Annotated in this window: 11 protein-coding genes and 1 tRNA gene; 2 read left to right on the top strand and 10 right to left on the bottom strand. The window is 70.2% G+C overall.

What is annotated here, in order from left to right; all coding sequences use genetic code 11:
* Nucleotides 1-144: 144 nt before the first annotated feature.
* Both FQ377_RS06890 and FQ377_RS06885 read left to right on the top strand, forming a co-directional pair.
* Nucleotides 145-972, top strand: a complete 828-nt coding sequence (locus tag FQ377_RS06890; RefSeq protein WP_148600483.1) for a sulfurtransferase — start codon at nt 145-147, stop codon at nt 970-972.
* A 177-nt stretch (nt 973-1,149) separates the two neighbouring features.
* Nucleotides 1,150-1,575, top strand: coding sequence for an HIT family protein (locus FQ377_RS06885; protein WP_148600482.1), 426 nt, complete (start codon nt 1,150-1,152; stop codon nt 1,573-1,575).
* Nucleotides 1,576-1,589: 14 nt separating this feature from the next.
* Here the strand turns inward: FQ377_RS06885 and hrpA are convergent, their stop codons facing one another.
* The 10 genes from hrpA to FQ377_RS06835 form a co-directional block, all read right to left on the bottom strand.
* On the bottom strand, nt 1,590-5,657 hold the full coding sequence (gene hrpA, locus FQ377_RS06880) for an ATP-dependent RNA helicase HrpA (RefSeq protein WP_148600481.1): 4,068 nt from the start codon (nt 5,655-5,657) through the stop codon (nt 1,590-1,592).
* Between the two features lie 14 nt (nt 5,658-5,671).
* A complete protein-coding gene (locus tag FQ377_RS06875) occupies nt 5,672-6,229 on the bottom strand; it encodes a hypothetical protein (protein WP_148600480.1) in 558 nt (185 codons plus the stop codon).
* Nucleotides 6,229-7,695 (bottom strand): DUF58 domain-containing protein, encoded by a 1,467-nt coding sequence (locus FQ377_RS06870; RefSeq protein WP_148600479.1) that lies wholly within the window; start codon nt 7,693-7,695, stop codon nt 6,229-6,231. The genes FQ377_RS06875 and FQ377_RS06870 overlap by 1 nt, the downstream gene beginning before the upstream one ends.
* A complete protein-coding gene (locus tag FQ377_RS06865; protein ID WP_148600562.1) occupies nt 7,688-8,686 on the bottom strand; it encodes an AAA family ATPase in 999 nt (332 codons plus the stop codon). The genes FQ377_RS06870 and FQ377_RS06865 overlap by 8 nt, the downstream gene beginning before the upstream one ends.
* A 16-nt stretch (nt 8,687-8,702) precedes the next feature.
* Nucleotides 8,703-9,167 (bottom strand): hypothetical protein, encoded by a 465-nt coding sequence (locus FQ377_RS06860; RefSeq protein WP_148600478.1) that lies wholly within the window; start codon nt 9,165-9,167, stop codon nt 8,703-8,705.
* Entirely contained in the window at nt 9,164-9,829 is a 666-nt protein-coding gene (locus FQ377_RS06855) for a DUF4129 domain-containing protein (RefSeq protein ID WP_148600477.1), read from the bottom strand. The genes FQ377_RS06860 and FQ377_RS06855 overlap by 4 nt, the downstream gene beginning before the upstream one ends.
* A 348-nt stretch (nt 9,830-10,177) precedes the next feature.
* Nucleotides 10,178-10,846, bottom strand: a complete 669-nt coding sequence (locus tag FQ377_RS06850; protein WP_148600476.1) for a DNA alkylation repair protein — start codon at nt 10,844-10,846, stop codon at nt 10,178-10,180.
* Between the two features lie 662 nt (nt 10,847-11,508).
* Nucleotides 11,509-11,581, bottom strand: a tRNA-Arg gene (locus tag FQ377_RS06845).
* Between the two features lie 94 nt (nt 11,582-11,675).
* The gene (locus FQ377_RS06840) at nt 11,676-13,187 is read right to left on the bottom strand and encodes an FAD-dependent oxidoreductase (RefSeq protein ID WP_148600475.1); all 1,512 of its coding nucleotides are present in this window, start codon (nt 13,185-13,187) and stop codon (nt 11,676-11,678) included.
* A complete protein-coding gene (locus tag FQ377_RS06835; RefSeq protein WP_148600474.1) occupies nt 13,184-14,044 on the bottom strand; it encodes an FAD:protein FMN transferase in 861 nt (286 codons plus the stop codon). Before FQ377_RS06835 ends, FQ377_RS06840 begins: the two co-directional genes overlap by 4 nt.
* Nucleotides 14,045-14,047: the final 3 nt, after the last annotated feature.

The raw sequence follows: 14,047 nt of genomic DNA, 5'->3' as shown, positions 1-14,047 counted from the left end.
CCTACAAGGCCGCCGCACGCCGCCCCGGCGTCGCCCGGACAGGGAGTGCTTGGTGTCCACCCGCCGGTGTGGTGGACTGACGTCCATCAGGATCGGCCGTGGAGGACCTCACGTGCCGGTCACCCGTTCCGACAGGAGATCTCGATGAAGACTCTGATGGATGTGCAGGAACTGCAGGACCGGATGACCTCCGGCGCGCAGCTGATCCTGCTCGACGTACGCTGGGCGCTGGGCGACGCCCACGGCCACGAGAACTACCGCGCAGCGCACATCCCGGGTGCCGTCTACGTGGACCTGGAGACGCAGCTGTGCGCCCCGGGCGGCCCCGGAATCGGTCGGCATCCACTGCCCGACCCCGACGCGCTCCAGGAAGCGGCCCGGCAGTGGGGGCTCGACGACGACTCCACCGTGGTGGCCTACGACGATTCCGGTAATCTTGCCGCCGCCCGCCTGTGGTGGTTGCTGCGCGACGCCGGTTTCGACTCCGTCAGCCTGCTCGACGGCGGCCTGACGGCGTGGCGTGCCGCGGGCTTCGAGGTCGAGGGCGGGGAGGAACAGCACTGCATGGGCTCCGTGACCCTCTCCAGCGGCCACATGCCCGTCGTGGCGGTCCCGGACCTGCTCGACGATGCGACCGTCGACGTCCTGCTCGACGCCCGCGCGGGAGAACGCTTCCGCGGGGAGCAGGAGCCCGTGGACCCGAAGGCCGGCCACATCCCGGGCGCCGTGAGCGCCCCCACGATGGAGAACCTCGGCCAGGACCGGCGCTTCCGGCCCGCCGCCGATCTCCGCCGCCGATTCGGCGCGCTCGGCGCCGATCAGGGGCGTGTGGCGGTCTACTGCGGATCCGGCATCACCGCCGCCCACGAGATCGCCGCACTGGACATCGCGGGTATCAGCGCCTCCCTGTTCCCCGGGTCCTGGTCGCAGTGGTCCACCACCGAGGGGTTGCCCGTCGCCACCGGCGCCTGAGCCGGCCGTGCAACCCCGTGCCTGCCCGGCGGATCACCACTGGTCCGCCGGGTCCGGGCGCGGTAGCGTCGGAGGATGCACCCAGGACGCCCCGGACCACCGCCGCTGCGCGGTGCCGTCGCGCTGCCGGAACGCCCGGCCCGAGGTGTCCCTCCGACCGACACAGCAGGAGCAACCATGGCGACCATGTTCACGAAGATCATCGAGGGTGAGATCCCGGGGCGGTTCATCTGGCAGGACGACGACGTCGTCGCTTTCCTGACGATCGCGCCGATCACGCCCGGCCATACCCTGGTGGTCTCGCGGCGGGAGATCGAGCACTGGCTCGACGCCGAGCCCGAGCTGCTCTCGAAGGTCATGGCCGTGGCGCAGACCATCGGCAAGGCCCAGGAAAAGGCCTACGGTGCACGCCGCGTGGGCGTCCTCATGGAGGGGTACGAGGTGCCCCACCTCCACGTCCACGTCTGGCCCACGCAGTCACCGGCGGACTTCGACGTCAAGCGCGTGGATCTCTCGCCCGACCCGGCCGCGCTGGACGAGGCCGCGCAGACGCTGCGCGATGCTTTGCGCGAGGCGGGCCACGGCGAGCACGTCTCGGACTGATCCAAGCCGCCCGGCTACCTTGTTGCGGCGAGGGCCTCGTTCAGCGCCGTCCGGATCCGCTTCTCCGACACCGAGTAGGCCGTCCCGAGATCCTGCGCGAAGAGACTGACCCGCAGTTCCTCGATCATCCAGCGCACACGGAGGAGGCCCTCGGGGCGGTGGCGGCCGGCGGCGAGGGAGGCAACGGCGTCGTCGTAGTCGTCCTCGAGGCGCTGGACCGTGGCCAGGGCGAGCCCGTCCCGCTGCACGTTCGTGGGCAGCTTCTCCAGTCTCATCTCGATCGCCGCGAGATACCGGGGGAGCTGGGCGAGCTGCGCGTAGCCTGTCGCTGCCACGAAGCCGGGGTACACGAGGTGCTCCAGTTGACTCCTGATGTCGTTCAGCGCCGAGATGAGCGCCAGGCTCGTGGTGCCCTTGAGCTGCTTCTGGATGCGCCGCGTACTCGAGAGCACCTTCTCGACGGTTGCCGTCACGGTGAACACGGTGTCGATGAGTTCGGCGCGGACCGCCTCGTACAGCTGGTCGAACGCCTCCTCGGTCCAGGGCAGGTCCGCCGGGACGAGCTTGTCGATCGCTGCGAGGGTGCAGTCGCCGATGAGCTCGGCGACGCTCCCGTGCGGATTCTGGCTGAAGGTGAGCTTCTCCGTGTTGCTCAGGTGTTCCAGCACGTACTTCGCGGGGCTCGGGATGCGCAGCGACAGGAGCCTGATGACACCGGCGCGCATCACGGTGGCCTGCTCGCCGGCCGTGGGCAGGACCCGCAGACCCACCGAGGTGCCCTCGTCCACGATCGCGGGGAAGCCCGTGACCCGATGACCGGCGACGGCGCGCGAGACCTCGCGCTCCACGGTGCCGAAGACCCAGCTCCTCTCGCCGGTGCGTTCAGCGACGGCAGGAGCCTCCGCGAGGGCTACACCGCCCGCCGGCAGTGTCACCGCGCCCGAGGGCCCGGCTGCCGGAGCCGCGTCAGTGCGCGACCCGCGATCGGAGCCCTGCCGGCCGCCCTGGGTGCGCCCGTCCTTCCGCCCGCCCGCCTGCCGGCCCGCGGGACCGGTCCCGGCACGTGTCGTTCCCGAGCCCGCACGCCCCGCGGATCCCGGTCCATGCGTGGTGCCCGGGGTGGCGCCGAGCGATAGCGCGATGGCCCGGCTGACGGCGGGGGCGAGGGACTCCTTGAGTGCTTCCAGATCGCGGGATTCGTCCAGGACGCGTCCGTCGGCGTCGACCACCCTGAACATCATGAGCAGATGCTGCGGGACGGCGGACCAGTTCCAGGAACCCGGCGGGATGATGTGACCGCGTGAGCGCCGCAGGACGAGTTCCAGGGACGCCTCGAGATCGTCCTGCGCAGGGTCCGCGTCGGTCGCGAGGGCCGCGACGGCGGTGCGGGCCACATCGGGGGCCGGGACGAAGTTCTTCCGCACCTGCTTCGGCAGCGATTTGATGAGCGCCGTGACGAGTTCCACCCGCTGGCCGGGGATCTGCCAGCGGAAGGGCCTGGAGTCGAGCTGGTTGAGGAACAGGACGGGGATGGTGACCGTGACGCCGTCGTGCGCCTCCGGGGTGAGCGGTGAGAACTCGTACGTGAGCGGCAGCTCGAACCCGGCCTGGTGCCACGTGCTCGGGAAGGCCGTCTCGTCGAGATCGGCGGCGTCCTCGCTGCGCAGCTGGTCCGGGTCGAAGTCGAGCAGATCGGGCTGGTCGTGGCGCGCCTTCTTCCACCAGGTGTCGAAGTGCCGCTCCGAGACCACGTCGGGGCCGATGCGCTGGTCGTAGAACTCGAACAGGGTCTCGTCGTCCACGCGCAGATCGCGGCGGCGGAGCCGGTTCTCGAGCTCCTCCACCTCGGCCAGGCGGGCCTGGTTGCGGCTGAAGAAGGTGTGGTGCGTCTTCCAGTCGCCCTCCACAAGGGCGTGGCGGATGAAGAGCTCGCGGGCCACCTCGCGGTCGATCCGCCCGTAGTTGATGCGCCGCTGCGGCACGATCGGCACCCCGTACAGCGTGACCTTCTCGTAGGCCATGACCGAGCCCATCTTCCGGGACCAGTGCGGCTCGCTGTAGGAGCGCTTGACCAGGTGCGGAGCCACCTGCTCGGCCCACAGGGGATCGATGCGGGCCACCACGCGCGCCCACAGCCGGGACGTCTCCACGAGTTCGGCCGCCATGACCCAGTCCGGGGACTTCTTGAACAGGGAGGAGCCCGGGAAGATCGCGAAGCGCGTGCCGCGCGCTCCGGCGTACTCGCGCTTGCGCTGGTCGTACAGGCCGATATGGCTCAGCAGGCCCGAGAGCAGGCTGATGTGGATCTGCTCGTGCAGGCCCACGGGATCCACGGGACCCGAGTGCAGTGTGATTCCGAGCGGCTTGGCGAGCTGGCGGAGCTGCTGGAAGAGGTCCTGCCATTCCCGTACGCGCAGATAGTTGATGAACTCCGTGCGGCACAGCTTGCGGAACTGGGTGGAGGAGAGCTCGTCCTGCTTCTGCTGGAGGTACCGCCACAGATTCAGATACGCCGTGAAGTCGGAGTTCTCGTCCACGAAGCGCTTGTGCTTCTCGGCTGCCTGCTGCTGCTTGGCGGGCTGGTCCGCCGACGGGCGCTCACGCGGGTCCTGGATGGTCAGGGCGGCCGCGAGGACCATCACCTCCTTCACGGCACCCCGCGTCCCGGCCTCGACGATCATGCGTCCGAGCCTCGGGTCCACGGGCAGCTGGGCGAGCTGCCGCCCCACGGGGGAGAGACCACCGTCGTCCTTCAGGGCACCGAGCTCGCGCAGGAGGGTGACGCCGTCGTTGATGGCCTTCGACTCCGGTGGCTCCACGAACGGGAAGTCAGCGATGTCCTTGGGCCCACGGGTGACGCCCATGGCGGCCATCTGCAGGATGACGGCGGCCAGGGACGTGCGCAGGATCTCGGGTTCGGTGAACGGACGCCGCGCGGCGAAGTCCTCCTCCGAGTACAGGCGGATGGCGATGCCGCTCGAGACACGGCCGCTGCGGCCCGAACGCTGGTTCGCCGAGGCCTGCGAGACGCGCTCGATCGGCAGGCGCTGCACCTTGGTGCGGTGCGAGTAGCGGGAGATACGAGCCGTCCCGGTGTCGATCACGTACTTGATGCCGGGGACCGTCAGGGACGTCTCGGCCACATTGGTCGCGAGCACGATGCGCCGGTGGTTCCCCGTGGGGCGGAAGACGCGGTGCTGTTCCTCCAGCGAGAGCCGGGCGAACAGCGGGAGGACCTCGGTGCCGCGCAGGCGTGCGCTCGACTGGATGCGGGCGCGCAGCACCTCGGCGGCGTCGCGGATCTCGCGCTCGCCGGAGAAGAACACGAGGATGTCCCCCGGGGCCTCCGCGCACAGCTCGTCGACGGCGTCGGACACGGCGTCGAGCGGATCACGCTCCTCCTCCAGCTCGCTGTCCGCGCCGCTCGCTGTATCGCCGTCGTCGAGCCCGCCCGGCGGTTGGTCCAGCGGACGGTAGCGGATCTCCACGGGGTAGGTGCGGCCGGAGACCTCGATGATCGGCGCAGGGGAGGTCTCCGCGACCGCGGCGTCGGCCGCGAAGTGCGCGGCGAAACGCTCGGGGTCGATGGTGGCGGAGGTGATGATGACCTTCAGATCGGGGCGCTGCGGCAGGATGCGCTTGAGGTATCCGAGGATGAAGTCGATGTTCAGGCTGCGCTCGTGCGCCTCGTCGATGATGATGGTGCTGTACTTGCGCAGCATCCTGTCGTGCTGGATCTCGGCCAGCAGGATGCCGTCGGTCATCAGCTTGAGTTTCGTCTTCCGCCCCACGGAACCGGTGAAGCGGACCTGGTAGCCCACCTCCTCGCCGAGGCTCACCTGCAGTTCCTCGGCGATGCGCTCCGCGACAGTGCGGGCTGCGAGCCGGCGCGGCTGGGTGTGGCCGATCAGCCCGTGCTCGGCGAGCCCGAGTTCGAGGCACATCTTGGGGATCTGCGTGGTCTTCCCCGAGCCGGTCTCGCCGGCGATGATGGTGACCTGGTTGGCGGCGATCGCGGCCATGATGTCGGTGCGGCGTTCCGAGACGGGGAGGTCGGCGGGATAGGAGATTGTCAGTGCCATAGTTGCCTCCCAGTCTAGGTGCTCGTCCCCCCGACCACCCGGTCCGCCTGTCGGAGCGCCCGGCGTCGCACCAGCCACAGTGACCAGCCGCTGACGGCCGCGACCCCCGCGACGACGACGACGAGGTTGGACCCGGCGTCGTCCACGAGGAGCGCGAGGAACGCGACGGGCTGGGCGAGGGCCTGGAGACGAAGATAGGGCAGGGCGAGGGCCCGCAGGGCGAGGATGCTGATCCAGCCGTGACGCGGGAGGGGCAGGAGCAGCAGGTAGAGGATGAAGAGCGCGTGGAGGCCCGCGACGAAGACCGGCAGCCACGGCCATCCGTCGGGCATGTTCACGGCATAGGACACCACGAGCAGGAGGAGGGAGAGCGCGACGAGGCCGGTCGAGGGCAGGATCGCGGCGCCCACCGCAACGACGAGCGGGAGTGCGATCCAGGCGGAACCGGCCCAGACCACACCACCGAGCAGGACGCCGATCAGGGCGGTGGCGCAGCGGACCGTCCACAGCGGGATCAGACCGGCCCGCCCGGGTATGGCCCGCACCCCGGGTGGCTGCGCGGTACGGGCCATCAGGGGAGGCTCCGGGTGGTGCCCGGTGCCGGGGTTTGCCCGGCTCCCCGGCCGGTACGGCGTGCCAGCAGCCGCAGCCCTGACCCGAGGTCCAGTGCAGCGCCGAACTCCTCCGTGTCGGTTGTGGTGCCCGGAAGGCCCGGGCCGCGCGCGTCGCGTGAGGTCGTGTGGGGTGCAGCGGACCGGGCAGCGGCGCCCGAGAGGACGGGTATGCCCTCGGCCCGCAGGTTCTCGAGGAGCAGCCGACGCCGCACCAGGGTCAGGCGCACGGTGAGCGCCTGCGCCGGCGAGGCCTCGGTACGCTCCAGCTGCGGCACGCAGTCGACCCCGACCACCACGTGTCCCTGCGCGTGCCAGAGGCGCAGGAGACGCGCCGGTTCGGGATCGAGGAACGCCGAGAACACGAGGACGACGGCGCCCTGCGGCGGGACGGGATCCCGACGTCGCCGGCGCCGAGGGACCACGGCGGTACCGGCGAGGCGCGTGCGGATCTGCTCGAGGTGTCGCCCACCGGAGGCGGTCCGGAGCGCTCGGCGCGTCCCGGAGAGGTCGTCGAGTCCCACGCGGTCCCCGGCGGCCAGGTACGACGCCGCCACGGTGGCGGCTGCGGTGCGGGCCACGTGCAGGGAGCCCTGCCCGGTGAGATCCGTTGTCGAGGAGAACCAGTCCTCCGTCGAGGCCGGCAGATCGTGGCCCTGGTCGATGATCAGGAGAACGGATGCTTCGGCGTCGGCGAAGTTCCGCCGCACCATCAGTCTGTCCTGGTCCGCCGATCTCCGCGCCGTGGCCCGCCAGTCGATGCGCCGCAGCTGATCCCCGGGCTGCATCGGTGCGATGGACCTCAGCTCCCCGCCCTCACCCGGCCGCCTGGAGGTATGGGAGCCCGTGACGCCGCTCAACCGCCTGGAGACGGGCAGTGCGACGGTCCCGCCGAGCTGCGGGAGGATGGTCACCCGGACGGCCGGTGCGGGGACGAAGGCGGTGGTGATCATGAGGTCGGCGGAGAATCCGGCGGAACCGTAGGACAGCACGGCGATCTCGCCGGAGCCCGGGACGTCCACGAGCAGGGGGCAGTCCTCGTCGGCCCGCAGGACCAGCGCGTCGGCAGGGCACGCGGGCGCGGCCAGGGTGACGGCGACGAGCGATGATGCCGGCCGGGCGTTCCCCGCCGCGCTCTGCTCTGCGCGGGTAGTTTCCGCGGTGTGGGCGCCTCCCGGAGGCAGGGACGTCAGCAGGAGCCGGAGCCTGCCGCTGCCCTCCATTCTCCGATCGGCAGCGATCCGGACGGAGGGCTCCTGCGCGCCGTCCACCGTGGATCGCCCGGAGAGGACGAGGAGCGCGAACGGCGCTGCGAGGGCCACGGTCTCCGGCCGGCCCGAGACGAGACCCGCGACGATGCAGACCAACGCGATGATCAGCGCGACCGCCCAGCCGGGCGAGCGGGCGGTCTCGGCGCCGTTAGCCACGCGGCGCCGTCGTCGGTGTGGCAATCTGCGCCAGGACCTCCGTCACCACCTGCTCCGTCGAGGTGCCTTGCGCCCAGGACGACGGTGTCAGGGTGAGTCGATGGGCGAGGACGGCGACGGCACACTCCTTCACGTCCTCCGGGAGCACGAAGGAGCGGCCGTCGAGCACGGCCAGGGCGCGGCCCAGCAGGATGAGGGCCTGGGATCCCCGGGGGGAGGCACCCACCTCGATCGCGGGATGATGGCGGGTCCCGGCGGTCAGGCGTACGGCGTAGTCGATGACGTCCTCATCCACGTCCACGGCCTCGACCGCTGCCTGCAGGGCCAGGAGTCCGTCGGCGGAGATGACACTCGCAACCTCCGTGGCCTCCCGGCGTCGTCCGATGCGCCGGGTGATGATCTCCTGTTCGCCACCCGGACCGGGGTAACCGAAGCGCAGGCGGACCATGAAGCGGTCCAGCTGGGCCTCCGGCAGCGGATAGGTGCCTTCGAACTCGATCGGATTGGAGGTCGCGAAGACGTGGAAGGGACGGCGGAGCACCAGGGTGGTGCCCTCTGCCGAGACCTGGCCCTCCGCCATGGCTTCCAGCAGGGCGGACTGTGTCTTCGGCGAGGTCCTGTTGATCTCGTCGGCGAGGAACAGGCCCGTGAAGACGGGCCCGGGTCTGAACTCGAACTCCCGCGTGGCCGGATTGAAGATGGACGAGCCCGTGACGTCCGAGGGCAGCAGATCGGGGGTGAACTGCAGGCGCCGGAAGTCCAGCCCCAGGGCCTGCGCGAGCGTCTTGGCCGCCAGGGTCTTGCCGAGGCCGGGAAGATCCTCGAACAGGACGTGTCCGCCCGCGAGGACCGCTGCGAGGGCAAGGCGCAGGGGCTGGGTGGCGCCCACGACCACGGTCCCGGTGCGGTCCAGGACCTCGTGGCCCGCGCGGGCGGCGTCGGCGATCACAGGGAGGGCGCCGTCCGGGCGGAAGTCGGTACCGACGGCCATGCCGGTGTTCTGGGGGTCAGGGCTCGTCAAGGGTTCTCCTGGTGGGTGCCGTCTGGTCGTTGTGGCGCACGAGGCGCTCGAGGTCGTCGATGAGGGTGCGGAGTTCCCGCGGCCCGAGTGCGGAGGGTGCTGTTCCGGCCGCGAAGGTGTTCAGCGCCGTCGTCCGCGGTGCGGAGGCACGGGCTGCGATCGCGTCCCGGGCGAGTGAGTGGAGCTCGAGGATGGCACGCATTCCGGGCTCGGAGGCGGAGAGCGAGAACTCCAGGGCCTGGAGGTCGGCCAGACCGCGCACGGGCTGGGGGAGTGGGGTCAGTACGGGGCGCGGTGCGTCGACGGACTCCAGCACCCCGTTCGCGATACCTGCGGCGAGGCCGGCCCCGGCGAGCACGACGGCGTGCGCCGGGTCCAGACCGAAGAACCAGCCGGCAACGACCGCCAGAGCAGTCAGGACGAGCGTGATGACCCAGGCGGAGCCCTTCACGGGCGCTCGCCGTCCTGGACGGAGGCTGCCAGCAGGCGGACGCTCCGCAGCGCGAGCGCGCGATCACCAGGACCGAGGGCCTCGCGGTCGTCCCGCCGATCGCGCGCGAAGCGGGCCCGCTGGTAGAGGCGGTTGAGGGCGGTCACGGCATCCATCGGCAGGTCGAGGCTCTGCGCGGCCGCGGCGGCGAAGTCCGACGTCGTCTGGGTGGACCCGCGGGGTATCCCTGCCCCGGCGCACAGTTGCTCGAAGGCCAGCCAGCAGCGGATCACGGCGTCGGAGGTGTCGGTGCTCCCGGTCAACTCGTCCTCTGCGGCACGGGTCCAGGCGGGGAGTGATTCGGCGAGGGGCTCGAGAATCCCGGGCGGGCGCACCCGGGCGCTGTCGAGGCTGCCGCCCCGGATCGGCGGTCGGGCGCGCAGCCGCAGGAGGAACCGCACGAGCAGCGCGAGGAGCCCGATGACCAGGAGCAGGGCTACAGCCACGGCCACGCTCGGGTCGATCCGGAGGCGGTCGCCGTCGTCGACCAGTGGTTCGGGACCTGCCTCGGCGGAGGGGGTGGGAACACTCGTGGGTTCCACGGCTCCCGCGCCTGCATCGACGACCGGCCGGGCGGACAGCTCGCCCATGGAGCCCGCCGCCAGGACGGCGAGGACGAGCACGACGACGGTGAGGACGTAGGGGACGAGTCGTTCGGATCGGGCGTGGGACGCGATGCCGTCGCCTTTTTCACTCCGGTGCCCTTCACCCCGGTCTCTTTCATCCCGGTGCCCTTCACTCCGGTCTCTCTCGCCCCGGGGTGTGGTGCGTCTCGATCCCACGTTTCCCCCCGGTGGTGGCCGTCCGGACCTTCGGACTCACGATCTGTGGAGCCTACCAAAACAGTTCCTCCCTGCGGCCCTGGTACCTTGCCATCTTGCGGCCTTGCGGCCTTGCGGCCTTGCGGCCTTGCGGCCCTGCGTACGTTCAGGTCGGGATTGCTGTGGCGTGATCCCGGAACTGGCGCGCTCTCAAGATTTCTGTCGCCTCACCATTTCCGCGATCCAGATGGGGGCGAACGGTGACGTACAGTTCGGCGGCGTCGGATAGTCCTTGAGGACTTCCAGGCGCTCGCCGATGTCCACGGCGCGGGCGCGGAACTCCGGGTGCTCGATCCCGATGTGGCCGAGACAGTCGTTCATGGCCCACTGGAGGCGGTCCGGTGCGGTCTTCATGCGCGCCTCGATGAGATCGAGCAAGCCAGCAAGATCAATACCCTCGGGCTTTTTCCTCACTCGTTCAGCCGTCAGGGTCCAGCCGGCACTCGCCACGGTCGGGTCAGAATCGTCGAACCAGGCCCGGCGGAGCTCCTCGGAGTGCGGGCTCTTCTTGACCACGTAGTTGATGAGCCAGTCGATCACCTTCGGGGTGCGTGCCTGGCGCAGCATGGCGTCGAGCTCCCGGCGGTCGAGTCCTTTCGGGCGGGAGACGAGGACGGCGAGGAGCTGCGCCGCGCTGTCGTCGGTGGCCCAGAGTTCGCGGGCCAGCTCCGGCCGAGGTCCGAGCCGCTTCGCGAGGCTGCGCACCTGGCCGAGATTAACGGCGTGATCGTCGCCGTGCTTCTCGTTCACGGCGCGCACTCGCGGGTCCTCGAGCGCGCGGAGCGCCGCCATGACCTCGGTCAGTTCCGGGTCTGCCATGGGTGCATCCTCCCCTCGGGGGTCATCGTGTCACGGCAAGGCGCTTGGTGGTACCTCTCCTGTCCTACGGGAGGGAAGCGATCGAGGCATGGCGCTCATGCCCTGTCGGGATGGGAAGGGGTCGGATAAAAGGCTCCCACATCGATCCCGTTGTTCGCTCGAATTCGGTGGGATCGAGCGACCGGAACCGCTCGTTCCCAGGCTTCACCCGCGAACGGTGGGATCGGGGGAGAGGTGTCGGCGTCGATCCCGTTGTTCGGCTGGCTCCGGTGGGATTGACCGCTCGTTCCCGCGCTTCACCAGCGAATAGTGGGGTCGGCCGATCGGGACCATCTGTACCCGCGAGCCAGCCGCGAATGCTGGGATTGGGGGACATGAACCGCTCGTTCCCACCTGTCATCCGCGAATAGTGGGATCGGGGGAGGGGTGTCGGCGTCGATCCCGTTGTTCGGCTGGCTCCGGTGGGATTGACCGCTCGTTCCCGCGCTTCACCAGCGAATAGTGGGGTCGGCCGATCGGGGCCATCTGTACCCGCGAGCCAGCCGCGACTGGTGGGACCGAGCGAGCGGCACCAAGGGTTGAGGACCACGCGGGGTCCCGGAGGGAAACAGATCCGCCGCCGGCCAAAGGGCCGACGGCGGTGGACTCCGTGAGTCGTTGTGTGCCCTCGATAGGATTCGAACCTACGACCTTCTGCTCCGGAGGCAGACGCTCTATCCCCTGAGCTACGAAGGCGGAAACGGGGTTGATCCCGTACCCGAATGGGACTCGTCGAGCTTAGCAGGTGCCGCATGGGTGGGAAAACGTCAGGTGGCCGACGACGCCGTCGTCAGTAGCCGAGGAAGGCATCCGTCCGCACACGCGATCCGCCCGCCGTGCGGACCTGACGCCGGATGTCCCGGATGAACTGCGGTGCCCCGGAGACCAGGATCCTGCGCTCGGACAGATCCGGCACGGCAGCGAGGAGAAGCTCCGCGGTCGCCGCCTCGCCGACGCGGACCCAGCCCTGCGGGAGGGGTCGGGCATCGGGGCTGCCCGGGCTGAACAGCACCACGCGGGTTCCCAGCGCCACCAGCTCGTCCTGGAACGCGATCTCCTCGTCGTCCCGCACCACGTACACGAGGACGGCGTCGCGCTGCTCGCCCCCGGCCGCCACGTCGCGGAGCTGCGAGATGAAGGGCGTGACGCCGATGCCGCCGGCGGCCAGCAGCAGGGGTACCGAGGTGTCCCGCGGGAGGAGGAAATCGCCACCGACCACCGTGCCCGTGAGGTGCGCATTCGCCGGCAGATCCAGGAGGGCCTTCTTGAAGGAACTCCCGGATTCCGACGTCCTCAGGCCGAAGGTCACGGCGTCGGTGCGCTGGGGCGCCGAGGTGATACTGAAGACGCGACGGCTCCCGCGGCTGTCGGTGCTCCGATGCGGCAGATCCAGCTCCATGTACTGTCCCGCCCTGAACCGCACGGGTCGCGAGGGCTCGAACACGAGTTCCGTACTCGTGGGCGTGAGCTGCCGTGACCCGGAGAAGGTCAGCCGCACTCCCCGGCGCTGGCCCATCACGAAGGCCACGGCGTTACCGATGACGAGGGCGAACTCAGGGCCGAGGAACACCGGACCGACGGAGAGCTGGAGGGCGAAGACGGCGGCGACGATCGCCGCGTAGAGCCACTGCTGCCACTGCAGCGGAGGTAGCGTGAGCGGCTCCGTCAGCATGAAGCCGAGCAGGAACAGGACCGGGTACGACGTCAGGACGAGCTGCAGACCCGACAGCGGTGCCATACCGCCGAGCACCAGCCCGGTGACGAGGATCCCCAGCGCCACGACGAGGAACACGGCCCCCATGGAAAGTTTGCGCATCCGGTGGAGGATCAGGAGGGCCCCGAGTGCGACGACGGGCAGCATGTAGGCGTTGGCGACCCACCAGGCCGCAGCGCCCACGCCGAGCAACGTCGCGACGACGGCGCCCACCGCAGCGGGATTGAAGATGTGGCGGCCGCGGAAGGCCAGCACGAGCTTCGATGCTCCCGCTGCCACGCCTGCCGCGAGGACCCCGAGCAGTCCGGCCGCGGTACTGGAGGGGAACATGATGAGGAAGAGGATGAGCCCGGTGATGAGGGAGGAGTCCTGATGCGGCCGCAGTCGCAGGATCAGGGCCATGAGCCGCGTGCCGATGACCGTGCCGCCGACCGCGGCCGCGAGGGTGGCGGCGATTTCCGCCGGTGTGTAGGCGAGCAGGCCCGTGACGGAGAGCAGGAGTGCCTCCGCAGCCAGGATCAGCAGCAGGGCCAGCATCAGCCGGTACAGGGTGATCCGGCCCAGCAGGGCGTCCAGCGACGAGGTCATGAGAAGAGGGCTCCTGGGAGGGGGTCGGAGTAACGGGCACGACCGTCCGAGTACATCAGGACGTAGTCGAAGTCGAAGGACCGCGAGAGTACCGCGGGGTCGGCGAAGAACAGGGCGGTGCACAGGCCGTCGGCGGTCATGGCGTCCGCTCCGAGGACCCAGGTGGCGACGACGGTGTCGACGCAGCGCCCGGTCCGGGCGTCGATGACGTGGTGCAGTCCGTCGCCCCACACACGTCGGTTCGACGCCGAGGCGCACAGCGCGCCGGTCCCGAGGTCCAGCGTGCCGATCGCCAGCGAGGGATCGAAGGGGTGTTCCAGACCCACGGTGATCGAGCCGGGTCCGCTGCGCCGCATGTCGCCGCTCGCGTCGACGATCACGTCGTCGTGCCCTTCGGCCACGAGGTACTCGAGCATCAGGTCCACGAGCTGGCCCTTGCCGGCGGCGCCGACGTCGAGCAGTGCGGGCTCCCGCACGGTGACCGTTCCGGCCGTCCAGTCCAGGAGGTCGTCCCAGACCCGGGCGGGGGAGGGGGTCGTCGTCGGGACGAAGGAGTACGCGGCGTCGTACCCCTGCTCCGCGAGTCGCTCACCGATCAGCGGTGACACCGCGCCGTCCGTGAGCTCGTGCAGGGAACGGAGCAGCCTGCCCAGAGCGTCCCCGTGCGGCGGCAGCGGTAGTGAGCCGCCGATCGTCGCCAGCCTGGTGATGCCGGAATCGGCGCGGAATCTCGAATAGAGGGCGTCGTAGTCCTCGGCGAGGCGCAGGAGCTCCGACCGCTGTGCTGCAGGCAGGGCGCGGCCGCTGTCCACGCGCCAGCTCGTGCCGATCGCCTCGAAGCCGAAGGAGGAGGACATGAC

Origin of the sequence: Arthrobacter echini (assembly GCF_008107445.1) — a bacterium.
In the GTDB taxonomy this organism is placed as follows: Bacteria; Actinomycetota; Actinomycetes; order Actinomycetales; family Micrococcaceae; genus Arthrobacter_D; species Arthrobacter_D echini_A.
This window is presented reverse-complemented; position numbering and strand designations above follow the sequence as displayed.